At 57.4% G+C, this 22,031-nt stretch carries 23 protein-coding genes and 1 pseudogene; 11 read left to right on the top strand and 13 right to left on the bottom strand.

All coding sequences use genetic code 11. From position 1 onward, the window contains the following. Nucleotides 1–5: 5 nt before the first annotated feature. Both ACAM27_RS01100 and ACAM27_RS01105 read right to left on the bottom strand, forming a co-directional pair. Nucleotides 6–1,076 (bottom strand): TRAP transporter substrate-binding protein, encoded by a 1,071-nt coding sequence (locus ACAM27_RS01100; protein WP_189383320.1) that lies wholly within the window; start codon nucleotides 1,074–1,076, stop codon nucleotides 6–8. A 112-nt stretch (nucleotides 1,077–1,188) separates the two neighbouring features. Further along, complete coding sequence (locus tag ACAM27_RS01105) at nucleotides 1,189–2,865, bottom strand: methyl-accepting chemotaxis protein (RefSeq protein ID WP_011783892.1); 1,677 nt, start codon at nucleotides 2,863–2,865, stop codon at nucleotides 1,189–1,191. 232 nt (nucleotides 2,866–3,097) lie between these two features. On the opposite strand from ACAM27_RS01105, the gene ACAM27_RS01110 reads away from it, so the two are divergent. After that, entirely contained in the window at nucleotides 3,098–4,435 is a 1,338-nt protein-coding gene (locus ACAM27_RS01110) for a CHAD domain-containing protein (RefSeq protein WP_222197695.1), read from the top strand. On the opposite strand, the gene ACAM27_RS01115 is transcribed toward ACAM27_RS01110, so the two are convergent. After that, nucleotides 4,358–5,191 carry a cation diffusion facilitator family transporter gene (locus ACAM27_RS01115; protein ID WP_236072858.1) on the bottom strand — a complete coding sequence of 278 codons (834 nt, stop codon included), beginning with the start codon at nucleotides 5,189–5,191 and terminating at the stop codon, nucleotides 4,358–4,360. The two genes, ACAM27_RS01110 and ACAM27_RS01115, sit on opposite strands and share 78 nt — an antisense overlap. Nucleotides 5,192–5,283: 92 nt before the next feature. Between ACAM27_RS01115 and ACAM27_RS01120 the strand changes: the two genes are divergently transcribed. Continuing rightward, the gene (locus ACAM27_RS01120; RefSeq protein ID WP_222197696.1) at nucleotides 5,284–6,165 is read left to right on the top strand and encodes a LysR family transcriptional regulator; all 882 of its coding nucleotides are present in this window, start codon (nucleotides 5,284–5,286) and stop codon (nucleotides 6,163–6,165) included. Here ACAM27_RS01120 and ACAM27_RS01125 read toward each other — a convergent pair. Further along, nucleotides 6,144–6,401 carry a DUF3565 domain-containing protein gene (locus ACAM27_RS01125; protein ID WP_222197697.1) on the bottom strand — a complete coding sequence of 86 codons (258 nt, stop codon included), beginning with the start codon at nucleotides 6,399–6,401 and terminating at the stop codon, nucleotides 6,144–6,146. The two genes, ACAM27_RS01120 and ACAM27_RS01125, sit on opposite strands and share 22 nt — an antisense overlap. Next, complete coding sequence (gene rarD, locus ACAM27_RS01130) at nucleotides 6,398–7,294, bottom strand: EamA family transporter RarD (protein WP_222197698.1); 897 nt, start codon at nucleotides 7,292–7,294, stop codon at nucleotides 6,398–6,400. Before rarD ends, ACAM27_RS01125 begins: the two co-directional genes overlap by 4 nt. A gap of 144 nt (nucleotides 7,295–7,438) precedes the next feature. Here rarD and ACAM27_RS01135 point away from each other — a divergent pair, with 144 nt between their 5' ends. After that, nucleotides 7,439–7,819, top strand: a complete 381-nt coding sequence (locus ACAM27_RS01135) for a rhodanese-like domain-containing protein (protein WP_014420261.1) — start codon at nucleotides 7,439–7,441, stop codon at nucleotides 7,817–7,819. A 5-nt stretch (nucleotides 7,820–7,824) separates the two neighbouring features. Here ACAM27_RS01135 and ACAM27_RS01140 read toward each other — a convergent pair whose 3' ends face one another. Next, a complete protein-coding gene (locus ACAM27_RS01140; RefSeq protein WP_226538052.1) occupies nucleotides 7,825–8,295 on the bottom strand; it encodes a YchJ family protein in 471 nt (156 codons plus the stop codon). 139 nt (nucleotides 8,296–8,434) lie between these two features. On the opposite strand from ACAM27_RS01140, the gene ACAM27_RS01145 reads away from it, so the two are divergent. Next, nucleotides 8,435–9,391: a GGDEF domain-containing protein gene (locus tag ACAM27_RS01145; protein ID WP_222534244.1), complete on the top strand. Its 957-nt coding sequence runs from the start codon at nucleotides 8,435–8,437 to the stop codon at nucleotides 9,389–9,391. Between the two features lie 16 nt (nucleotides 9,392–9,407). On the opposite strand, the gene ACAM27_RS01150 is transcribed toward ACAM27_RS01145, so the two are convergent. Both ACAM27_RS01150 and ACAM27_RS01155 read right to left on the bottom strand, forming a co-directional pair. After that, nucleotides 9,408–10,136: an ABC transporter substrate-binding protein gene (locus ACAM27_RS01150; RefSeq protein ID WP_226538053.1), complete on the bottom strand. Its 729-nt coding sequence runs from the start codon at nucleotides 10,134–10,136 to the stop codon at nucleotides 9,408–9,410. 283 nt (nucleotides 10,137–10,419) lie between these two features. Then, nucleotides 10,420–10,845 carry a hotdog fold thioesterase gene (locus ACAM27_RS01155; protein ID WP_014420257.1) on the bottom strand — a complete coding sequence of 142 codons (426 nt, stop codon included), beginning with the start codon at nucleotides 10,843–10,845 and terminating at the stop codon, nucleotides 10,420–10,422. Between the two features lie 134 nt (nucleotides 10,846–10,979). On the opposite strand from ACAM27_RS01155, the gene ACAM27_RS01160 reads away from it, so the two are divergent. Next, nucleotides 10,980–11,441 (top strand): cytochrome c, encoded by a 462-nt coding sequence (locus tag ACAM27_RS01160; protein ID WP_022993360.1) that lies wholly within the window; start codon nucleotides 10,980–10,982, stop codon nucleotides 11,439–11,441. A gap of 10 nt (nucleotides 11,442–11,451) precedes the next feature. Here the strand turns inward: ACAM27_RS01160 and ACAM27_RS01165 are convergent, their stop codons facing one another. Beyond that, the gene (locus tag ACAM27_RS01165; RefSeq protein WP_022993361.1) at nucleotides 11,452–12,135 is read right to left on the bottom strand and encodes a cytochrome b/b6 domain-containing protein; all 684 of its coding nucleotides are present in this window, start codon (nucleotides 12,133–12,135) and stop codon (nucleotides 11,452–11,454) included. 100 nt (nucleotides 12,136–12,235) lie between these two features. Continuing rightward, nucleotides 12,236–13,006, bottom strand: a complete 771-nt coding sequence (locus ACAM27_RS01170) for an ABC transporter substrate-binding protein (protein ID WP_022993362.1) — start codon at nucleotides 13,004–13,006, stop codon at nucleotides 12,236–12,238. 181 nt (nucleotides 13,007–13,187) lie between these two features. On the opposite strand from ACAM27_RS01170, the gene ACAM27_RS01175 reads away from it, so the two are divergent. From ACAM27_RS01175 to ACAM27_RS01185, 3 genes are all read left to right on the top strand, one after another. Further along, on the top strand, nucleotides 13,188–13,871 hold the full coding sequence (locus ACAM27_RS01175; RefSeq protein WP_011783877.1) for a type 1 glutamine amidotransferase domain-containing protein: 684 nt from the start codon (nucleotides 13,188–13,190) through the stop codon (nucleotides 13,869–13,871). Between the two features lie 199 nt (nucleotides 13,872–14,070). After that, entirely contained in the window at nucleotides 14,071–14,799 is a 729-nt protein-coding gene (locus ACAM27_RS01180; protein WP_222197700.1) for a MotA/TolQ/ExbB proton channel family protein, read from the top strand. Beyond that, on the top strand, nucleotides 14,796–15,842 hold the full coding sequence (locus ACAM27_RS01185; RefSeq protein ID WP_023010710.1) for a peptidoglycan -binding protein: 1,047 nt from the start codon (nucleotides 14,796–14,798) through the stop codon (nucleotides 15,840–15,842). Before ACAM27_RS01180 ends, ACAM27_RS01185 begins: the two co-directional genes overlap by 4 nt. Nucleotides 15,843–15,887: 45 nt before the next feature. Here the strand turns inward: ACAM27_RS01185 and ACAM27_RS01190 are convergent, their stop codons facing one another. The 3 genes and pseudogenes from ACAM27_RS01190 to ACAM27_RS17520 form a co-directional block, all read right to left on the bottom strand. Next, nucleotides 15,888–17,000 carry an S-(hydroxymethyl)glutathione dehydrogenase/class III alcohol dehydrogenase gene (locus ACAM27_RS01190; RefSeq protein WP_041654464.1) on the bottom strand — a complete coding sequence of 371 codons (1,113 nt, stop codon included), beginning with the start codon at nucleotides 16,998–17,000 and terminating at the stop codon, nucleotides 15,888–15,890. A gap of 87 nt (nucleotides 17,001–17,087) precedes the next feature. After that, nucleotides 17,088–17,654 carry a methyl-accepting chemotaxis protein gene (locus tag ACAM27_RS17515; RefSeq protein WP_374730300.1) on the bottom strand — a complete coding sequence of 189 codons (567 nt, stop codon included), beginning with the start codon at nucleotides 17,652–17,654 and terminating at the stop codon, nucleotides 17,088–17,090. Continuing rightward, nucleotides 17,628–18,389 (bottom strand): annotated as a pseudogene (locus ACAM27_RS17520) (PAS domain-containing protein); the annotation flags it as partial. The pseudogene ACAM27_RS17520 and the gene ACAM27_RS17515, both read right to left, overlap by 27 nt. 196 nt (nucleotides 18,390–18,585) lie before the next feature. On the opposite strand from ACAM27_RS17520, the gene ACAM27_RS01200 reads away from it, so the two are divergent. The 3 genes from ACAM27_RS01200 to ACAM27_RS01210 are packed head-to-tail and all read left to right on the top strand — an operon-like array spanning nucleotide 18,586 to nucleotide 22,030. After that, nucleotides 18,586–19,908: a DASH family cryptochrome gene (locus ACAM27_RS01200; RefSeq protein WP_369612432.1), complete on the top strand. Its 1,323-nt coding sequence runs from the start codon at nucleotides 18,586–18,588 to the stop codon at nucleotides 19,906–19,908. Beyond that, nucleotides 19,905–20,396 carry a DUF6231 family protein gene (locus ACAM27_RS01205; RefSeq protein ID WP_014420234.1) on the top strand — a complete coding sequence of 164 codons (492 nt, stop codon included), beginning with the start codon at nucleotides 19,905–19,907 and terminating at the stop codon, nucleotides 20,394–20,396. Before ACAM27_RS01200 ends, ACAM27_RS01205 begins: the two co-directional genes overlap by 4 nt. Beyond that, nucleotides 20,387–22,030 (top strand): NAD(P)/FAD-dependent oxidoreductase, encoded by a 1,644-nt coding sequence (locus ACAM27_RS01210; protein WP_328798322.1) that lies wholly within the window; start codon nucleotides 20,387–20,389, stop codon nucleotides 22,028–22,030. Before ACAM27_RS01205 ends, ACAM27_RS01210 begins: the two co-directional genes overlap by 10 nt. The last annotated feature ends 1 nt before the right edge of the window (nucleotide 22,031 follow it).

Here is a 22,031-nt window from a genome sequence, read left to right on the forward strand (position 1 = left end):
CGGTTTTACTGCTCCGCGACACTGTTCAGATACGCCTTGTCCGAAATGTTAGTCCAGGGGCGCACCTGCTTGAGGTATTCACGCTGTGAGGTGATGATTTCATTCGCCAGTTCGTCTTTCTCGGCAAATTCATCCAACAGGCGATTGGTGGTTTCTCGAAGGGCGGTAATAACCTCCGGAGGAAACACCTTGTGAGTCACATCCGGGTATTCCTGCTTCATCTTCTCCCAGGCCACACCGCTTTCGTGGGTGCTCTGGATATACATGTCATACGCTGCGGTACGCATGGAGACCCGCAGGATAGCCTGCAGATCAGCCGGCAGCTTGTCCCAGGTTTTCTTGTTGATCAGGAACTGCACTTCGGCATTGGGCTCCTGCCAGCCGGAGTAGTAATACTTGGCAATCTGGTGAAAGCCCATCTGCAGATCCAGCGCTGGGCCAACCCATTCAACGGCATCGATGGTGTTGCGCTCAAGCGCGGTATACAGCTCGCCCGGCGGCAGGTTGGTGACCGCCACGCCCACTTCCGACATAACCTCGCCGGCAAAGCCGGGGGTGCGCATTTTCAGGCCTTTCAGGTCCTCCAGAGACTTGATCTCTTTCCGGAACCAGCCACCCATCTGATTGGCCGTGTTGCCACCCGGGAAGGACAGCAGCCCGAAGGGTTCATATACCTTCTGCATCAACTCCATGCCGTCGTCGTGGTAGAACCAGGCATACATCTCCGGCGCAATCATGCCGAAGGGTATGGTGGTGAAGTACATGGCGTTGGGAATGGTGCCCTTGTAGTAATAAGAGGCGGTGTGGCCCATGTCGTACTGGCCGTTACGGACCAGATCGAAAATACCGAAAGGGGCCTTGTGCTTGTTGGAGGAATCAATCCGGATCTTCAGCCGACCGCCGGACATTTCCTCAGCCATGGCCGCCATGTTTCGGGGCGCATCCCCCAGCAGGCCGGAATTTGGCCCCCAGGTTTCCGCGAGACGCAGGGTAAAGGTTTCTTCAGAGACCGCGAAAGGGCTGGCCAGCAGGCCAAGAGTGCTGACCGCCGCCAGCAGGGTTTTACGCAGGGACATAGTGTTGGCTTCCATTGTTATCAGTTTTTGATTCAAATATGCCTGAATGATCCATCATAACGACGAAAGCCGACCGCGCCAATGTGGCGGGCCGGCTTTCTTATGAGGGTAATCAGACCTTGAACTGGCCAACCAGCTCGCGCAGATTCTCTCCCAACCGGGCCAGTTCGTGGCTGGCCTCATTGGTCTGGGTCACGCCGGTGTCGCTGCGCTGGGCCGCGTCGACAATCCGCACCACGTTCTGGTTGATCTCTTCCGCCACCTGGCTCTGCTGTTCAGCGGCGGTCGCAATCTGAGTCACCTGATCGTGGATCTGGGTCACTGACGTCACGATGGTGTTCAGTGCACTGGTGGCATGATTGATGCGTTCAACCGTCGCCTCCGAGCTCTTGCGGGAGTTGTTCATACGTTCCACCGAAGCCTTGGACTCCGCCACAAAGCCATCAATCATTTCCCGGATCTGATCAGCCGATTCCGCTGACCGCTTGGCCAGCTGGCGCACTTCGTCGGCAACCACCGAGAAACCGCGACCGTGCTCGCCGGCCCGGGCTGCCTCAATGGCAGCGTTCAGGGCCAGCAGGTTGGTCTGCTCAGTAACCGCGTGAATCACATCCAGCACCTGCTGAATATCGTTCGACTTCTCGGCCAGGGCATTGATGCTGCGAGCGGTGTCTTCCATTTCCTGGGACAGCTGATTGACCGCCCCCTGAGCGCTATTAATGGTCTCGCCACCCTCTTTGGCCATGCGGTCCGCATCGGAAGCTGCGCCTTCCACCTCATTGGCATTGCCGGAGATTTGCTGAATCGTTGCCGCCATTTCGTTGATGGCCGAAGCAATCTGGTCGGTTTCCGAACCCTGCTCCTGAACCGACTGGCGGGTTTCATTCGCCACCCGGCTGAGTTCTTCAGCCGCCGAAGCCACCTGGTCGGTGGTAGAGCCGACCTCACGGATGGTGTCCTGAATCTTGATGACGAAGTGGTTGAAGCGGCGGCCCAGAACGGCCAGCTCATCTTTACCATCTTCCGGCAGGCGCTGGCGCAGGTCGCCCTCACCGTCGGCAATCTCCCGCATCATGTCGCTGACCTTGTTCAGCGGCGCAGTCACGGTGCGGCCAATGACCAACCCGATTACCAACGAAATCACCACCACCACAATGGTCAGCAGTAAAATGAAGCCCATAGCAGACGTCATGGTTGCATCGATTTCTTGCCGGGCAGCGGCCACCGCTCTCTGAACATCGGTTACATACACGCCGGAACCTATCATCCAGTCCCAGCCCGGAATGATGGTGGAGTAGGAGACTTTCGGTTCCACCTGGCCGGTAGCAGGGTTCGCCCACTCATAAGGCATGAAGCCATCATCACCTGTCGCATCGAACAACCCGCGAACCAGCTTTTGGGTGTTCGGATTGGTAGTCGGCCCTTCCTTGGAGGGATCCGGTGCATAGGCGAGATTGAACAGGCTGCGATCATAGGCGAAGACATAGTTGTTCTGACCGAACTTGATTGACCGCAACCGCTCTCGCGCCTCTTCCTGCGCCTCCTGCTCCGTATAACCTGGAGTGGACTTGGCCTCAAGCACCACGGATTTCGCGGTTTCAACCAGGTTTTTCAAACCTTCCTTGCGCGCTTCCAACAGTTCCTGCTCGAGGCGTTCCAACTCTGCCTCTCCATTGGCCCGGATCTGGTTCGCCGTAATCCATGCAACTGTTCCAGCCGTAATCAGTACAGGCACCAACACTCCAATCAGAAGCCGTGTTCTGATGGTCAGGTTGCTCATGAAGGTCATGGTCTTCGCTCCGGGGTCATTTCTTGTAATCCTTTGATTATGCACAAACGCAGCCCGCACTCCGTTGCAGTTTGTTAAAAGCTGTATACCAAACGCAGGTCCGGAACAGGTTTTTGTGTAAACAAGCCCGTCATATCAGGGTCATACGTCTAAATACTTATCGGCCGTCATGTAAACGACTTGAGGCTGTGTCAGACTAAGGTCTGAATATTCAGCTCATGAGCAAGCATGCATGAAACGGCTTTTTCTTATCCGCCACGCCAAATCGAGCTGGAACGACGACAGCCTCTGCGATCAGGAACGCCCGCTGAATGACAGAGGCCAAAGCCAGCTTGCGCCGCTCGCACGGGCACTGAGATGCCTGGGCGCGCTGTCTGGCGCCGTTTATGCAAGTCCCGCTGTGCGAGCCCAGCAAACGCTGGCAGGCGCACTCAGCGTCGACGCCCAGCCGGCCCAAGTCGTCACCGAAAACGAGCTTTACACCTTCGACTTCCGGCGTCTATTACGCTGGCTGCAGAATCTGGATAACAACCAGAACCGCATTACCCTTATTGGCCACAACCCGGCATTACTCGAACTGGCCGCCTTTCTGGCGCCTCAGGCTCCGTTCGAATTGCCAACCGCCAGTATCCTTGAGATCCGGCTGCCGGTAAGGCACTGGAAGAAAGTGGACAAAAACAAGGGTGCACTGGAAACCTTCCTGACGCCTCGTGATTTCAGTTACAACGAATTCCGGCGCAAGAACCGAAAAGCCAGTCCCGGCGCCACTGAACTGGACCAGAACACACTCCCGGAGGTTTTGCAGCAGCTGAACAATCAGTTGGAACTGCTGACCCCGGGGGTGATGCTGGGGCTGGATGACGAATTCCTGCACCAATACCGCATTGCCCTTCGCCGCAGTCGGGCCATTGCCGAACCCCTGGCCGAGATTACCGGCGATCGCCAACTACAGGAGCATATCCGAGAACTGAAGCGACATGCCCGGGCCACCAGCGCCCTGCGGGATCTGCACGTATTTCTTCAGGATATCCCCGAGCTGTGCCACGACAACCCACAACTCTGCACCACGCTGACCGACTGGGCGCGGCTCAGGGCATCTAAAGCACAGCGCAAACTGGCCAAACGCCTTGGCCAGAAACGCTACCAGCAAAGCCTGTCGCGCTGGCAAGACTATATTGAGTCCAAATCTTTTCATAAGCTGGCTGCAAACCTGCGGAAAAAAGACATCCAGGCCGCGACAAACCGGCGCCTGAAGCAGTTCAACCGAAAAACCGCAGAACTGCTGCACACCGCTCCGGATGAAGCCCTGCACCAGCTGCGCAAGAACCTCAAGCGTATCCGCTATCTTCTGGAACTGGATGCCCGGTACAGCAAGCCATTCCGGAAAGAGCTACGCCAGCGACAGGATCTGTACGGCCGTTTCCAGGATCTGCATGTCCAGATCGAGCTGACCCGACGATTCCTCGCCGACCATCCGGAGTGCGACGGGGTGTCACTGACTGGCAAACTTGAGCAAGAGAAAGCCAATACCCGCAGGCAAATACTGGCTATGGGTGGACTGAACGTCTGAGGCCTCAAGAAGAAGGTTCGGGCCGAGCTTGGCCACCCGGACCTGTTCCGGATTCAGGCCCAGGTCTTCCAGGGTCTCATGGATGTCGTCCAGTGCATCGTCTTTCGGTGCCGCCAGCAACAGCTCCCGAACTGACTCCAGAACCATCTTCACCGGCACCGTCATAAAGTAGACCGAAATCACCAGCATCATTACCGGGTCGGCATACACGGCCAGCTCCGCCCAATGACTGCGTTCCAGCAGCCAGGCCGCGCCAAAACCAATCATTACGGCAGCGCTTAGGGCACTGTCCATCAGCCACTGGCGCTGTTCCGCCTGCACCAGCCCCGAACCATTGCGCAGACTTGACCACCGTAGATACGCCCAGACCGCCAGACACCCCACCACGTTCACCGCACCAAAGATCATTGCCATGTCCGCCGCCACGGCACGGCCGCCCTGAAGCAGCGACACCACCGCCGATACCAGCGACAAGATACACACCACTGCAATCACCAGACCTTTCACAGCGATCACTAGCGGCTCCACGGCCCCCATCCCGAATGGGTAATCGTCATTGGCCGGCCGGCGAACCAGGCGGGCGGCATAGAGTGACAGGAGCGACAACCCGAGGCTGATCAGGGAATAGGCACCATCGAAGAGAATAACCAGGGAATCGACCCAAAGACCCCAGGTAATACCGGCGAGCGCAAACACGCCCGCGCCCACCGCTGATAATGTCAGCGCCAGGTTTTCCCGCGCCAGAGAAGTAAACATTTTGACCTCCTGAGAATTGCTGCCATATTAGCGGCATCATTCAACAGGTGTGAGTCGCTGAGCGACGGAAAATCCGTCGCAAAGAGCAAACCATGAAAACGTCACAGATCAAGACCTTCCTCTCGGTTGTGCGCAACGGCAGCGTGGCCGCGGCGGCCCGGGAACTGAACCGCAGCCGCACCACCGTCAGTACCGTGCTGGCGTCCCTGGAGGATGAACTGGGGGTGGAGCTGTTTGAACGCAGCGGCAATCAACTGCACCTGACGGCCGTCGGCCAGTCCATCCTGACCGACTGCCGGCGATTCGACCAGGTTGCCAGCCAGATCAGGGCTCGCTGCCAGCACCACCTGAGTGGTGCCGAATCGGTCCTGCGCATTGCCCGGGACGATGCCATTCCGGAAGATATCTGGCGGGACATTCTGCGCCGGCTGAAACAACGCTTCCCCCAGACCAGCCTGTCGGTTTACCTTGCCTCGCCCCGGGAACTGGCGCCGCTGGTTCGCATCCAGTCCGTGGATGTGGCCTATGGCCTGATGCCGGAATTGCTGAACGAAGGTTATCAATGGTTTCGGGAACTGGCTGATGTGCGCATGCTCACCGTGGCAGCTCCGGACCACCCCCTGAGTCAGCTGAAACGGGTCACTCAGGACGACCTGGTCAGCCACACGGAAATCACCCTGGCCTACATGCTCGATGCCCAACTGGTGGCCGAATCCCCGGAAACCGCCAACTACCTCGCCTTTACCCAATACGAACTGATGCGTGATGCGGTGATTGATGGCGCCGGCTGGGCGGATTTACCCTTACCCCTGATTGCTGAGGCATTGCGCAAGGAACAGCTGAAAACCATCCACCACCGCAGCGCCCGCTGGTGGAAAGTGTTCAGTGCGCTGGAGTCGGAGCAGGCGCAAGGGGGCGCCGTGGTGGGCTGGCTCGCCAACGAACTGGAAGCCTATCTGGAAACCCTGGCCTGACCGGGAGACTGAGGTCCTTCCGGACTCTCCGGACGGACATCCGCTGGCGCATCGTCATCACATTTCCGGCAATCCAGCTTAACCCCCAACATGGATTGCCTACCTTCCACCGTGACAACCCAGGGCCGGTTTACCCAGGGCGGATCATGTCGCACGTGCTGGTTATGGCCACACGCCAGCTGCGCTACCCAGTGGTTTTCCCCGTCTTTGTGATAGCCGCTGATGGGTTGTTTCATGCCGAAGCCTCTCTGTTCGATCGGCCCACCCAGGCCGACCACGAGTATATTGCCAACGCCACCCAGATCATCACAAAGCTCACCAGTTTGGCGGTGCTAAGCGGCTCATGGAAGATATACAGCGCGATCAGAAACTGGATCGTGGGGTTGATGTACATAAGAAAGCCCACGGTAGACAGCTTCAAACGGCGCGCAGCCCCGGCAAAAGCCAGCAGCGGGATGGCGGTCACCGCGCCACTGGAGGCCAGTAACAATGCGCTGTAGGTGCTGTCCGAAAAGTGCGACAGCCCCTGCGACGACAGCCAGGCCAGGGTCAGCAAGCCCAACGGCAGCAATAACAGCGTTTCAACAAACAGACCGGAAAGGCCATCAAGTTCGACTTTCTTGCGCATCAGGCCATAGGTGCCGAAGCTGAACGCCAGTACCAGCGTAATCCACGGCAGCTCGCCCAGCAGCAACAGCTGATAGAGAATCGCAACCGCCGCCAGACCCACCGCCGCGGCCTGCAGCCGGGAAATACGCTCACCCAGGATCAGCAGCCCCATGGCCACATTTACCAACGGCGTCAGGAAATAGCCCAGACTGGCCTGCAACACATGGCGTGTTTCCACGGCATAAATATAGATACCCCAGTTCAGGGCAATAAACACGGCACAACCCAGCACATACCCCAGCCGGCGCGGCTGTCGCAGTGCCGCCACCACCGGCGGCCAGCGCTTGAGTATCGAGATGACCACGGCCAGAAACAGGCAGGACCAGATCACCCGATGGATCAGCACCTCCCAGGAAGGGATCCCCTTGAACAGGGCAAAATACAGGGGAAAGCTTCCCCAAAGGGTGTAGGCGCCTAACCCGTAAACCACGCCTTTAGTGGTTTCATTCAGCGGTTTCATAGCTTCCTCATTGTCAGGCCCGTCAATCTAGCACAAACCCGCTGGGCAAAGGCTCATGCCTTAGTCACAGACAACCTATAGGTGACTCGCCCGTGGTAAATGCCGTAACCTGAAAAGACACACCCACGCTCAAAGGGAACTGCCATGAAGACTGCCCACGACCTTGTTGCCGAAGCCAAAAAAGAGATTCAGGAGGTGCCGCTGGCCAACGCCGAGGCGGCCATTAAAAATGCCGATTTGCTGCTGGATGTGCGGGACGCCGATGAATACCGCTCCAGCCATATTCCGGGCGCCGTGAATATTTCCCGGGGCATGCTCGAATTCAAGTTCACCAACGACCCCGCGCTGGAGAACCGGCAGATGAAAATTGTGCTCTACTGCAAAACCTCCGGCCGTGCAGCACTCAGCGCCAAAGCGCTGAAAGAGATGGGCTATATGAACGTACAATCCATTGAAGGCGGCTTTGACGCCTGGCTGGAAGCGGGTAAAGAGGTCGCTCAGCCGGATCTGCCGAAATTCGAATAGAACGTTTAAAGACAACAGGCCTTGAACTTGCGACCACTGCCACAGGGGCAGGGGTCGTTTCGACCGGGCTTCAGCACTCCCTCGCGGGTTTCGCCCTCCCGGTAGAACCAGCGGCCATTCTCTTTGCTGAAGTCTGATCGCTCTTCCAGATAACCCCAACCACCACCGGCACGATAGACCGCCCGGAAGTGAACCCGGCCCGTGTCGACACCGGCACTGGAGGAGAATATCTGCAGCGAAACCCATTCCGGTGAGCCGGAAAGGTCCAGTTCCGCCGGCCGGGTCTCCGGATGCCAGGTCTCGAGCAGATAATCGGCATCCTTCACCACAAAGGCACTGAACCGGGAACGCATCAACGCCTCCGGTGTGGTGGCAGGCGCGCCTGCATGGCAGGGCTGACAACACAGCAGGTAGGCTTTCCCGCTACCGCAGGGGCAGTTTTCCCCGGACACCTTCATCCCTTTCCAAACCCTCATGAAGCCAGAATTTCGTTGGCCCGGCTGTCCGGCCAACGTAGGTAATGTCCGCAAACCTTACACGCTTTTGCAGACAGCGTCGTATGACAAAAGCCATACTGGAAATTAAACTGAATAAAAAGTAGACAGCGCACACCCCATGAAATCCGGCATTCCGTCACTGAATCTGCCCGTTCACCGGGATCAGACACCGCCAGCCACCGAGGAAACACCCCCGGAAGGTCTTCAGGCCGTACTCGATAATCTGGATGCCCTGGTGTACGTCTCCGATTTTACAACACACGATCTGCTGTACATGAACGCTTACGGCCGGCAGATCTGGGGTGACATTGGCAACCGAAAATGCTGGCAGGTGCTTCAGAACGGTGACGGCCCATGCAGCTTCTGCACCAATCACCTGCTGATCAATGATCAGGGCGAGCCCAACAAACCCCATGTCTGGGAGTTCCAGAATCAACTGGACCAACGATGGTACCAGTGCCGTGACCAGGCGATCCGCTGGACCGATGGCCGCCTGGTGAGGTTGGAGATTGCCACTGATATTACCGAACGTAAACAGATGGAGCTGGAGCTGCGGGCAGCCCACGAAAAAGCCAGGGCAGCAGCGCTGGAGGATGAACTTACCGGGCTGCATAACCGACGCGCGTTCTTCGAGTTCGGAGAGCAACTGCTGAACCAGTCTGCCAGGCATCAGACACCACTGACTCTGGTCATGATGGATCTGGATCACTTCAAGATCATCAACGATACCTACGGTCACCAGGCGGGCGATGAAGTGTTGAAGCAGGTCAGCGGGCTACTGAAAGCCCGGATTCGGGATTGCGATATTGTGGCCAGAATGGGCGGAGAGGAATTCGCCATTCTGCTACCGGACACCGACATGACGATGGCACACGTGTTGGCGAGCCGCTTGCTGGCCTTGCTTTGTAATCTGGTGGTGTCTTACGAGAAAAGCAGAATCTCGCCGTCGGCAAGTATCGGAATCAGTAGCCTGGGAAACGGCGACCGCAGACTGGAAGATCTGATGTGTCGCGCAGACGAGGCCATGTACCAGTCCAAGGCCAAAGGAAGAAGCAGAGTGACACTGGCCACCTAAACCCAGGAAGGCCTCGCTAACGGCCCTCCTCGGTATACCGGATGAGATACTCTTCAATCAACTCTTCCAGCCTGCCCTGCTCCGTCAACTCCAGCAACCTGGCTGCAAAAGCCTCTCGCAAGGCTTTGCTATTGCAGCGGGATAGTTTCGGAAACGCGAAGAACAGGCCTTCTCTGCTCACAGGGGGCTCCAGCGCCACAAAGTCATTCGACATGCCATACCGGGCCAGCTTCGCCCGCCCCTGCAACAACTCGTACAGTACATAATCGATACGACCGATATCGGCCATCAGGTAGGACTGGTGAATGGAGCGGACGCCGAGGATATCCAGGTGATCGGCGGCAAAGCTGTCGAACCGCTCACCGAAACTGTTGTCGATCAGGGTGCTGCCTTGTTTCCCCTCCAGGTCCGGCCAGTGCCGATACTCAAACATCCTTCGCTGCGGCACCCAGACATTGGTATCGAGGTGCATCATGGGCGGCAGAATATAATCCAGGTAGCCCAATCTTTCTGCCGTGATAAAGGCCCCGGCCACCAGATCGATCTCCCCCAACTCTGCCAACCGCTGCACCCGCGCCCAGGACCCAATGTTGCGGACACTGACCTTGATACCCAGGGGCTCAGCCAATTCCCGCAGGAACTGAGGAACCGCGCCATCTAAAAGATCCGGCGACGCCACGCTCGGCCATAGGAGAGGCGGATACTCCGGATTACCACTCACTCTCAGCGTTGAGCACTCAGACAAAGGGGCAGCTCGCAGACCAAAGGATGCGCATAGCAAAAAGAGCAACGCATACCAGGACTTGTGCGCTTTCGAAGACACCCTGTTACAACGAATTTTCAGCACAGTGAAACCTTCCCGTGAGGAATAACCTCATGGCATTTAGTTAACATCCTCAACTATTTTAAGTATAGCAGGGCGACAGTCCCGGCAAACGATTTTCTTTTGATATTAATCAAGGATGGCGAGCTTATTTCGCAAATCGACGCGCAAGGTCGGAATCAGGGAGCCATCGCTCCCTGTTTTCTTACGAGCGGCGGGTTACCGCCATGGTCAACCTGGAAATGCAGGTCACCTTGCCTTGATCGTTTTCCAGGCGGATTTCCCATACTTGCGTTGCACTGCCGATGTGTATGGCCTTCGCCGTGCCATAGACCCATCCCCCGGTAACAGGCCGAATATGATTGGCATTAATATCCAGCCCCACAGCGACCGTATTTTTATCTTTCAGGCAACAGTTGGCAGCCATGCTGCCCAGCGTTTCCGCCAACACAACGGAGGAACCACCATGCAGGATCCCGAATGGCTGGACGGTGCGCTCATCCACCGGCATCCGGCCTTTCACATAATCGTCACCGATTTCGAGGTATTCAATGCCCATATGACTGACCGCGGTGTTTTTGCTGGCCTCTGTCATTTGCTCAAGATTAGGGGTAACCGTCCAGATCGACATCGTGCAACTCCTCAGATTGAACTTTCGTTTCTTATAGCTGTCAGGAATGAGTCTATACAGGTAGCATGCTTATAACCACGCCTTTATAGAGCATTTTTGCATTATCACCAATCACACCAAGAGAGGGACCTGGAATGAATAAACGTTTTGTTTCCGTTGCGGTGCTTGCGGCCGCGATCTCAACCCCGACCGTGGCCCAGATGAGCGTGGAAGACCAGATCGAAACCCGCCAGGCCGCCTACCAGTTTGCGTCCTGGAACATGGGCAAAATCAAGGCCCAGACCGTGGATGGCTCCGTAGCGTTTGACCAGAACCAGGTTGCCGCAGCCGCCAAAGCCATTGCAGCCGTGGCCAACTCCGGCATGAGCGTGCTTTACAGCCGTGACAGCGCCAATGACCGGGCCGAGAACACCCGCCTCAAGCCCAACTTCTTTGAGGAGCCGATGAAGGTTCAGGAAATTGCGGTCAGCTTCGTCCGTGAAGCCAACGCACTGCAGGAACTGGCTTCAGCCGGCGACCAGGCCGCGATTGCACGCCAGTTCGCCAAAGTCGGTGAAACCTGCAAGGCTTGCCACGACAACTTCCGCGCCAAGTAGGCCAAGGGGCTTACCAACCCAGATTCTGGGGCGGTGGCGGCGGTGGCGGAATCAGTCCGCCACTAGCCGCCCAGACCACAGCAACGGCAATCGCCAGTGCAATGATCATTGCCAGCCAGCCACCGCCGCTGGCGTCTTTCAGCTCTGAGCTCTTAACCTGCTTTCGGCCAGTCACCATCGGCTTTATCAGATTATCCTTACGCACGTGGGTGTAAAACAGCACCGCCAGGACATGAAGGGCAACCACGGCGTACAGCCCCCATTCCATGAGACGGTGCCAGCTGCTCAGGGTATCGCTCCAGCCCGACGACACCAGCCGATAGAGTGGGCCGTTAAAGGCAATTTCATCATTGGCAAATAAACCGGTAACCGCCTGAAAACCGAACAGTCCCAGTAACAACAGCACCGACCAGGCACCAAGGGGATTGTGGCCTGCGCCCTGCCACTGACCCCTAAGATAACGGATCATCGCCCCTGGCCCCGATATAAACTGACTAAAGCGCGCGTATGTGGAGCCCACCAGCCCCCAGACCACCCGGAACGCCAGCAAGCCTACAACCGCCAGTCCAAAACGCTCATGCCAGGCCATCCAGCCAGCGCCCAGTTTGACCGTCGCCACTGCGCCAACCACAGCAATTACCAGTAACCAGTGGAACAGCCGGGTGGGGAGATCCCACAATCGAATCGTCTTCATACCAGTCCCTTTGCCAAAACTTGTCAAACGATCACAGACAAAGGTAAGCACCCTAAGTTCCTTTTAGCAGGCGCGTATCGGTATAGAACATGGAAATCGATCAATAGGCTTTTTGTTCCTGGTACTTAAGCACCAGGTCTTCTCGAATCCCCTCGCGTTCAATCAATTTCAGGGCTGCCCTTATATCTTCTGCATACCGGCGGGCAGGAGACTGGTTCGAAACCGCAATCCAGGAGCGGTCACCCGGCACGAATAACGGTGAAATGTTCGCGTCTATCCCCTGGGCTCTCAGCGTATACAAACCAACCAGCTCGGGGGCCACCACGACATCAACCCGCCCTCTTTGAAGCATCATCATCAGGTTTTCGTAGTGGGCCGCAGACTCTTTATGCAGAGCCTGATCGTTGTCAAACCGGGTAAAGTAACGGGCGCCCTCCAGAATACCGATGACTTTTCCCGGCAGATCGCTGTATCGCTCAATACGGTTACTCTCGCTCACGTAGAAAAACAGACGCCGCTCCGGCGGAAAAGCCGGAGCCACGAAGGTCATGAATTCTTCCCGTTCTTCGGTACGCAGCGGCCCCAGCATGACATCCACCTCACCCCTGCGCATCAGCAGCAGGATGCGCCGGAATGGCGCCTCCCGGTACTGCACACGCCAGCCTAGCCGGTCGGCAATTTCCTCGAATAGCTCAAGATAAAGACCGGATTTTTGCGACGGCTCGAGAATACGGTAGGGCGGCGAGTGGTCAACGCCAACGGTCACCGTCAGTGGCTCTACTGTTTCAGTGCCCTGTTGTGAAAGAACACCAGGCGCCCAAAGCAGCATCAGAATGCCGGCAAGCACGCCTTTCAAGGCAATCCACCTCATATAAATCCGTCCTGGTCCATGACGTTACATGTGCGATAACTACCCTCGCAGTATAGCCGTTAATGAGCATCCAATATGCCAGTGCTAACGTACTGACGGTTGAAAACCGAGCGATCATCACAATTTGATGTAGTGAGACGAACGAAATACACCCGGACTCCCGACAGGAGGGTCGACTGGCATGAAGATTCTGATGGTACTAACCTCCCACGACCAGATGGGCGACACCGGCCACAAAACCGGTTTCTGGCTGGAAGAATTCACTGCGCCGTTCTACGTATTCAAAGACGCAGGCGCCGACATCACCCTCGCATCCCCTAAAGGCGGCCAGCCACCGGTTGACCCGAACAGCGAGGCTGAAGATGCACTGACCGAGTCCACCCGGCGGTTCAGTGAAGACACCCATGCCCGGGAAATGCTGGCCAGCACCAGAAAACTGGCCGACGTGGACATGAATCAGTACGACGCCATCTTCTACCCCGGTGGCCATGGCCCGCTGTGGGATCTGGCCGAGGACGACAAGTCGATAGCCCTGATCAAAACCGCTTACGAGCAAGACAAGGTGATCGGCGCCGTATGCCATGCTCCTGCCGTGTTCAAGAATGTGTTCATAAAACCGGACCAGAACATCGTGGGCGGCCGTGAAGTCACCGGTTTCAGCAATACCGAAGAAGACGCTGTGCAGCTCACCAATATTGTGCCCTTCCTGCTGGAAGACATGCTCAAGCAGAACAACGCCCGTTACAGCCGGGGCGATGACTGGGCACCGCACATTGTGGTGGACGGCAAGCTGATTACCGGCCAGAACCCGGCGTCTTCCGAAGGCGCTGCCAAGGCTGTGCTGCAGGCCCTTCAGCAAGGCTGATCAGGCAGAGACCGGACCATGAATCTGAGGTCAGATGAATTATCATCTGACCTCACTCCCACTCTTTGAAGGCTCCCCTGCCCAAACCGACCAACTGACCAGCCACCAAGGGCTTCGATTAAAGTTCAGTTACCGTCGCCAACAGCTTCTCATATCTGTGCTAACGCTTTGAGAACTCTCTCAAAAGCTGGCCATCGCTATGAGCAATCCCAAGCATACCCTCTTCTGGATGACACTGTTCCTGGGCGTTGTCGTCATCGTCGGCGCCCTGATCCACAAGCCCTTGATGTCGGCGTTCATGGCCAACTGGGTGTTTAATCTCCTGATTGTCGGGGTTCTCATCGTCGGCATTGCACTCACCTACCGGCAGGTATTTGTCCTGTTCCCCGAGCTAAAATGGATTGCCCAATTCCGCACTGGCCATGCCGGCCTTTCCGTGGTACGGGAACCCCGCCTGCTCAAACCACTGGCCAGACAGTTGGGCGAAGACGCCAAACGGGACCGCTTCACGCTTTCTACACTGTCCCTGCGCACCGTGCTGGACGGCATTCACACCCGAATGGACGAGCAAAGGAAAATTACCCGGTATTTCATTAGCCTGCTTGTATTCCTCGGCCTTCTGGGCACTTTCTGGGGCTTGCTCGGTACCATCAATTCCGTAGGCCAGGTAATCACCGGCCTGGACATGGGACAGGAGGATTTTGGTAAGGTCTTTGCGGAACTACAGCAAGGGCTCCTTGCGCCACTCGAGGGTATGGGAACCGCATTCAGTTCATCTTTGCTGGGGCTCGGGGGTTCACTGATTCTGGGATTCCTTGATATCCAGGCGGGGCATGCCCAGAACCGCTTCTACGACGGCCTGGAGGAATGGCTGACCGGGGTCACCAACCTGGTTGACCGTGTCGATGCCGAGAAAGACCTGTCATGATCGGATCCAGGCGCCGCAGCCGGAGCACCACCAACGTCTGGCCCGGGTATGTAGATGCACTGTCCGCCCTGTTGATGCTGGTGATTTTCATGTTGCTGGTGTACGTGGTCAGTCAGCTTTACCTGTCCCAAACATTATCTGACCGTGATAACCAGTTGGCGCGCCTTAGCGCCCAGCTTAACGAACTATCGGAGTTGCTGGGGCTGGAACAAAGTAAAACCGAGGCCCTGGAAAACCAGATAGTTCGTCTTCAGGATGATTACAGCACCAGCCTGAAACGGAATGATCAATTGATTGAACAGCTTGAATCCAACCGCGAACAATTGATGCGCCAAACAGCAAGCGTCGAAGCCCAGGCCGAGCAACTTGCCCGCATGGAAGAAGCCGTGGGGGAAAAGGACCAGATATCAGCCAGTCAGCAGGCAATGATCCTGCAGCTGTCCAACCAGATTGTTTCACTGCGGGAGCAGCTCCGTCAGATTGCCTCCGCCCTTGAGCTACAGCAGCAGATGACCGATGAAAAGGAACAGGAACTGGAACAAGTCAGCCGGCGGCTGAACACCCTGCTGGCGGAAAGGGTCAACCAATTGCAGCAGTATCAGTCTGAGTTTTTTGCTCGGCTGCGGGATATTCTCGCAGGTAATGAGAACGTCCGGATTGTCGGCGACCGCTTTCTGCTGCCCTCGGAACTCCTTTTTGCTTCGGCCTCAGCGGAGCTGGGCGAAGAAGGCCGGCAGGAGCTGGACAAACTTGCGGATTTGCTCCTGGATATCTCATCCAGGATTCCGGACGACGTGGACTGGATCCTGAGGATTGATGGCCACACCGACATGCTGCCCATCAATACCCAACGGTTCCCCTCCAACTGGGAGCTTTCAACCGCCCGTGCCGTGGCCGTGGTTCGCTATCTTGCCACCCAGGGAGTGCCGGAACGTCGCATGGCGGCTGCCGGATTTGGCGAGTTCTTCCCGGTAGCAGATGGCACCTCACCGAAAGCGTTGCAGAGAAACCGGCGCATTGAATTAAAGCTCACAGATCGCTGATAGGAGGGGTAGCAGCCGGCCTGCCACCCCTTAAGAGAATTACGGTCAAAAATGAATCACCGACCGGATGCTCTTGCCCTCGTGCATCAGGTCAAACGCCTTGTTGATGTCTTCCAGCTTCATTTCGTGGGTGATAAACACATCCAGCGGGATCTCACCTTTCTCGGCTTTTTCCACATAGGATGGCAGCTCGGTACGGCCTTTCACGCCACCAAAGGCGGAACCGCGCCAGACCCGGCCGGTTACCAACTGGAACGGGCGGGTACTGATTTCTTCACCAGCACCGGCCACACCGATGATGGTGCTTTCACCCCATCCCTTGTGACAGGCTTCCAGCGCCGCACGCATCAGCTTCACGTTGCCCACACACTCGAAGGTATAGTCGGCACCGCCGTCGGTCATCTCGATGATGACTTCCTGGAGCGGTTTGTCGTAGTCATTGGGGTTAACCACATCGGTAGCACCCAACTGCTTGGCAATGTCGAACTTGCCGGGGTTGATATCGATCGCAATGATGCGCCCGGCCTTGGCCATGGTCGCGCCGATGATGGCCGCCAGGCCGATGCCGCCCAGGCCAAAGATGGCGACCGTGGCGCCTTCTTCAACCTTGGCAGTGTTAAGCACCGCGCCAATCCCGGTGGTTACACCACAGCCCAGCAGGCACACCTTGTCGAGCGGGGCTTCCTTAGGGATTTTGGCCAGGGAGATTTCCGGCAGTACGGTGTACTCTGAAAACGTGGAACAGCCCATGTAGTGATACAGCGGCTGGCCCTTGTAGGAGAACCGGGAGGTGCCGTCTGGCATCACACCCTTGCCCTGGGTTTCGCGCACCGCGCCACACAGGTTGGTCTTGCCGGAGGTGCAGAACTTGCATTTACCGCATTCTGCGGTGTACAGCGGGATCACGTGGTCACCCACTTCCAGGCCGGTCACACCCGGCCCTACGGCTTCAACAATGCCGCCGCCCTCGTGGCCGAGAATGGTCGGAAACAGGCCTTCGGGGTCGGCGCCGGACAGAGTGTAGGCATCGGTATGGCACACGCCTGTGGCCACGATCTTCACCAGTACTTCGCCTTCTTTGGGCGGCGCCACATCCACTTCCACAATTTCCAGCGGTTTGTTGGCCTCAAACGCCACAGCTGCGCGGGACTTGATCACGTTCACTCTCCTGTTGTCCGGTTCGGTCGGCCAGCGCCGACATTGATACTGTTCACAACTCTAGCACGGCTCAGAGCCGTCCGGGCTTTAGTGTCCTATGTCATCAATAGCGGCCAGTACCGCTCTGGCGCCATCGCGGATTTCGGCGATCACCGCCTCGGCATCCCCGGATTGCCGGCGACCTTCCACCGCCACATCCAGAACCTCTGCAATCTGGGTTTCCACGCCACCAGACAGCTCCAGAATGGTATGAATCACATCGGCAATTTCATCGGTGGCGGTGCCTGTTCTGGCCGCCAGCTTTCGCACTTCGTCGGCCACCACGGCAAAGCCGCGGCCATGCTCTCCGGCCCGGGCGGCCTCAATGGCCGCATTCAAGGCCAACAGGTTGGTCTGATCCGCGACGCCGGCAATGGTATCGACCATTTTCTCGATGCATTGCGACCGCTCATTCAGGTCGGCAATCAGGGCCCGGGCTTTATCCACGCCCGCTTCAATGCGTTCGGCGGTGGTTTTCGACTGTCGAAGCGCCTCATCCGCCCTGCCGATGATGTTGGCGGTCTGGGTGGCAGTGGATGACGCCACCGCTGCCGCATCCTGGGTCTGTAGTGCCTTTTCCACCCGCTCGGTGATGTCACTGGCAAACTTGATCACTTTGATGACACGTCCACGCTCATCCAGTATCGGGTTGTAGCTGGCTTCCAGCCACAGATCACTGCCATCTGAGCACAGGCGGTGAAAACGACCACTGCGGAACTGGCCACCGGCAAGCCCCTTCCAGAAATCGGGATTGTCCCGGTAAAAACCGGGATCACAGAACATCCGGTGGTGCTTGCCCTCAACCTGGCTCAGACGGTAACCGGTCGCGGCAAGGAAATTGGCATTGGCGGTGATGATGGTACCGTCCGGCTCGAACTCGATGATCGCCATTGAGCGGTCGACGGACTCAAAGACCGCCTGCTGGTCCCGCAAGTGCTCCTGTTTCTCAGTGACATCCGAGGCAATTTTCATTACCCGCTGAACCCGGCCATCATCCCCGTGCACCGGAAAATAGGTTGCCTCCAGCCAGAGTTGACGGCCATCCTTTCGCCGGCGCAGGAAGGTATCCGTCTGCGCCTGGCCGGCCCGGAGCGAATCCCAGAACTTCCGGTATTCCGCCGAGTTTGCCACTTCACGATCACAGAACAGGCTGTGGTGTTTTCCCACCACCTCATCCCGGCGGTAGCCCACCACCTCAAGGAAACGGTCGTTTACATCGACGATCAACCCGTCCGTGGTAAATTCAATCGTCGCCACCGCGTGGCGGATAGCGCTGTACACAGCCTGGCATTGGCTGGCACGGGCCTGGCAATCGGCCATGTCTTGCTTTTTCTTTCGGGTCAGGAACATCGTCGTTTACTCTTGCACAGGTCAAAAAGCCACGGACATCCTGTTCTGTGGGTTAGAAGCTCGTTTTGGGCGGCACGTTCCGGAGAATCGTTCTCGCACCGACACGCATATGAATGCGTGCATTATTCAGGGAAACCAAATCCGCACGCAGACGTAAAAATCCGTACAGTCAGTCGTATTCAGAGGGGCATTTACGTTGCATACACTTTACTGGTTTACCCGCGACCTTCGTTTGCACGACAACCCGGCCTTGCTGGCCGCGGCCCGTTCAGACATGCTGTTGTGTGTCTTTGTCGTAGACCCGCGCTGGTTTACCGGTGACCGGTTTCAGTGCCGTGCACTGGGTGATCATCGTTGGCGCTTCCTGTGGCAAAGTCTGATGGCACTGGAACGGAGCCTGCGGCCCCTGGGGCAACGACTTCATATCGCCTGGGGCGAACCGGAAATCGTTCTGCCAGAGCTGGCCCGGGAGCACGGCGTGCAGCGTTTGATCCGCTCACGCCTACCCGGCACCGAAGAAGCCGCGCAGTGGCAGGCCCTCAAAACCCGCCTGCCGGAAGTGACGTTTCAGCAGTTCGAAACCCTGGGCATGTTTGCGGAAGGCCAGCTTCCCATGGAACTGGCAGAGCTGCCCGATACCTTCTCGCAATTCCGCAAGCAGGTGGAGAAAGCTGAGCAACCGGACCACACCCTCAGGATTCGAACCGTCAGCGCACTGCCACCACCCCCGGGATTCCCCGAAGATAACCGGGGCCAGTGCCCGCCGATACCGGAACCGATACATCGGTCACCATTCACCGGCGGTGAGGAAGCCGGCCTGGCACAGCTGCAAGCCTTCGTATTCGGACAACATCGCATTGCCAACTACAAGGAAACCCGCAATGCGCTGGACGACTGGAGCTCATCCTCCAAGTTCTCCCCCTGGCTGGCGAACGGCTGCCTGTCAGCTCGGGAAGTGGTTGCCGCCATCGAACAATACGAACGTCAGCACACCCGTAACGATTCGACCTACTGGCTCTGGTTTGAGCTGCTCTGGCGCGAGTATTTCTACTGGTATGCCCTTAAACACGGGGGGCGGTTGTTTAGCCGCGATGGCGTGCAACGTAAACGCCGCCCGGTGACCTTCTATGGCCATCGATTCAAGGCCTGGTGCGAGGGCAATACCCAGTATCCGATAGTCAACGCGGCCATGAATCAGTTACGGGAAACCGGCTACATCAGCAATCGCGCACGCCAACTGGTGGCCAGCTGCCTGATCAATGAACTGGAACTGGACTGGCGTTACGGTGCTGCCTGGTTCGAACAGCAACTGGTGGATTACGACGTGGCCAGTAACTACGGAAACTGGCAGTATCTGGCCGGCGTCGGCGCCGATCCCCGCGGGCTTCGGCAGTTCAATCTGGACAAGCAGGCGCAACAGTACGATCCTGACGGAGCCTTCGTGCATCGTTGGCAGGGGGAGGCTCAGCAACCAGTGGGCCTGCATACCGTAGACGCAGCAGACTGGCCGATATCATGACAACACCTGTTAGCCAACCAGAGAGAGTACTGGCCCGGATTCTGGATACCAGCCAGCCAGACATCCTCCTGTATTGTGGCGACACCGCCAGCCGGGTCAGCGAGGTGTGGCACGGGCAACGGGAAGCCGTTCGCTTGCTGACGCTGGACACCGCAGATCCGAACGCCCGACTGCCACTGGATTCCGTGCCCGACCTGGCCATTATTACCGACACCCTGGAACATCTCCCCTACGAAGAAGGGGCGCTTTTACTGGGACAGTTACGCAACTATGGCACCCATCAAATTGCGGTATTGGTGCCCCAAACCACAGACTGGGGCTTTACCGACTTCATCGCCCTGGGCTTTCAGCGTCATGCCGATATCGAAAGCGAGAACGGCGCACTCACGCTCTATACCTACAATCTGGATACTTACAATCATAAACGGGCCTGGAACAATCCCGATAACTGGGCCAATCCGGAAATGTGGGGAAAAGCGTGGTGGTAGATACAAATTCGAAATCCTTGAAGCCCAGTACAATCCGAATCGGTACCCGTTACCGCGCGAGCCGGCTCGATGGGCCCTATGATGCGGTAGTGATCGGCTCCGGTATCGGCGGTCTGACCACCGCCGCCTGCCTGTCCAAAGCCGGCTACAAAGTACTGGTGTTGGAACAGCATTACACCGCCGGTGGCTACACCCACAGCTACGCCCGTAATGGCTACGAGTGGGATGTGGGCGTGCACTACATAGGCGACATGGGCGCGCGCCACACCCTCGGCCGCCGGCTGTTCGATTACATCACCGACGGCAAGCTCGAATGGGCACCGATGGATGAAAACTACGACCGGTTCTTTCTGGGCGACAAAGTGGTCAACCTCAGGGCCGGCAAGGAAGGCCTGAGGCACTCGCTACTGGCGTCCTTCCCGGACGAAGAAGAGGCCATCGACCGTTACCTGGCTCTGCTCGGAAAAGTGGCCGATGGCATGCAATGGTATACCCTGTCCAAACTCTCGCCCGCGCTGGCTGCGCCACTGGTTTCCAGAGGGTTGAAAACGGTACTGCCGGACTGTTTCAACCGCACCACCTATGACGTATTGCGGGAACTCACCGCCAACGAAGAGCTGATTGGCGCCATTACCGGTCAGTGGGGCGATTGCGGGGTAACCCCGAAACAGTCGAGCTTCATGATACATGCGCTCATTGCCAAGCATTACCTGTACGGTGGTTTCTACCCGGTGGGCGGTGCCTCGGAAATTGCCAAAACCATCATCCCGGTGATTCAGTCCGGTGGTGGCGACGTGCTCACCTACGCCGACGTCAGAGAGATCCTGGTCGAAAAGGGCAAAGCCGTGGGTGTGCGCATGGCCGATGGCCATGATATCCGGTCACCGCTGGTGATCAGCAACGCCGGTGTGATCAATACTTTCGAACGGCTTTTACCCGAGTCTGTCGCAGACAGCATTGGCTATCCTGGCAGCCGGGAACACATCAAACCCTCAATGCCCCATATCGGCCTGTATATAGGCCTGAAAGGCACGCCCGACCAGCTCGGCTTGCCGCGCACCAACTTCTGGATTTATCCGAGCGCAGACCATGATGGCAACGTGGAGCAATTCCTGAAAGATCCCCGGAACACCTCTTTCCCGGTAGTCTACATCTCGTTCCCGGCAGCCAAAGACCCGGACTACCAGAACCGCTGGCCCGGAACCTCCACCATCGAGATTGTGGCGCCCACCACCTGGGAAATGTTCGAGCCGTGGCAGGGCTCCACTTGGGGCAAACGGGGCGAGGATTATGAGGCTCTGAAGGCTCGGATCACCGAGCAGCTTCTGGAAGTCATGTACGAAAAATTGCCCCAGCTTCGAGGTAAAGTCGACTATGTGGAAACCTCCACACCACTGTCGACCGCCTGGTTCTGCCGCTATGAGCAGGGTGAGCTGTACGGGCTGGACCACACGCCAGAACGTTTCGAGCAACGCTGGCTGAGGCCGAAAACCGACATCCCCGGACTGTACCTGACCGGGCAGGATATTCTTACCTGTGGCGTGGTCGGGGCAATGATCGGCGGGCTGGTTACAACCCTGGCCGTTCGCGGCCTGAAAGGCGCGGGGTTGGCCAAGCGCATTTTCGTGGGTTAAG

Source organism: Marinobacter sp. RI1 (assembly GCF_041155085.1).
Taxonomy (GTDB): Bacteria; Pseudomonadota; Gammaproteobacteria; order Pseudomonadales; family Oleiphilaceae; genus Marinobacter; species Marinobacter nauticus.

Bases quoted from the DNA above. Each gene is read 5' to 3' on its own strand.
- ACAM27_RS01100 (WP_189383320.1), bottom strand. From the start codon at position 1,076: ATGTCCCTGCGTAAAACCCTGCTGGCGGCGGTCAGCACTCTTGGCCTG.
- ACAM27_RS01105 (WP_011783892.1), bottom strand. From the start codon at position 2,865: ATGACCTTCATGAGCAACCTGACCATCAGAACACGGCTTCTGATTGGA.
- ACAM27_RS01110 (WP_222197695.1), top strand. From the start codon at position 3,098: ATGAAACGGCTTTTTCTTATCCGCCACGCCAAATCGAGCTGGAACGAC.
- ACAM27_RS01115 (WP_236072858.1), bottom strand. From the start codon at position 5,191: ATGTTTACTTCTCTGGCGCGGGAAAACCTGGCGCTGACATTATCAGCG.
- ACAM27_RS01120 (WP_222197696.1), top strand. From the start codon at position 5,284: ATGAAAACGTCACAGATCAAGACCTTCCTCTCGGTTGTGCGCAACGGC.
- ACAM27_RS01125 (WP_222197697.1), bottom strand. From the start codon at position 6,401: ATGAAACAACCCATCAGCGGCTATCACAAAGACGGGGAAAACCACTGG.
- rarD (WP_222197698.1), bottom strand. From the start codon at position 7,294: ATGAAACCGCTGAATGAAACCACTAAAGGCGTGGTTTACGGGTTAGGC.
- ACAM27_RS01135 (WP_014420261.1), top strand. From the start codon at position 7,439: ATGAAGACTGCCCACGACCTTGTTGCCGAAGCCAAAAAAGAGATTCAG.
- ACAM27_RS01140 (WP_226538052.1), bottom strand. From the start codon at position 8,295: ATGAGGGTTTGGAAAGGGATGAAGGTGTCCGGGGAAAACTGCCCCTGC.
- ACAM27_RS01145 (WP_222534244.1), top strand. From the start codon at position 8,435: ATGAAATCCGGCATTCCGTCACTGAATCTGCCCGTTCACCGGGATCAG.
- ACAM27_RS01155 (WP_014420257.1), bottom strand. From the start codon at position 10,845: ATGTCGATCTGGACGGTTACCCCTAATCTTGAGCAAATGACAGAGGCC.
- ACAM27_RS01160 (WP_022993360.1), top strand. From the start codon at position 10,980: ATGAATAAACGTTTTGTTTCCGTTGCGGTGCTTGCGGCCGCGATCTCA.
- ACAM27_RS01165 (WP_022993361.1), bottom strand. From the start codon at position 12,135: ATGAAGACGATTCGATTGTGGGATCTCCCCACCCGGCTGTTCCACTGG.
- ACAM27_RS01170 (WP_022993362.1), bottom strand. From the start codon at position 13,006: ATGAGGTGGATTGCCTTGAAAGGCGTGCTTGCCGGCATTCTGATGCTG.
- ACAM27_RS01175 (WP_011783877.1), top strand. From the start codon at position 13,188: ATGAAGATTCTGATGGTACTAACCTCCCACGACCAGATGGGCGACACC.
- ACAM27_RS01180 (WP_222197700.1), top strand. From the start codon at position 14,071: ATGAGCAATCCCAAGCATACCCTCTTCTGGATGACACTGTTCCTGGGC.
- ACAM27_RS01185 (WP_023010710.1), top strand. From the start codon at position 14,796: ATGATCGGATCCAGGCGCCGCAGCCGGAGCACCACCAACGTCTGGCCC.
- ACAM27_RS01205 (WP_014420234.1), top strand. From the start codon at position 19,905: ATGACAACACCTGTTAGCCAACCAGAGAGAGTACTGGCCCGGATTCTG.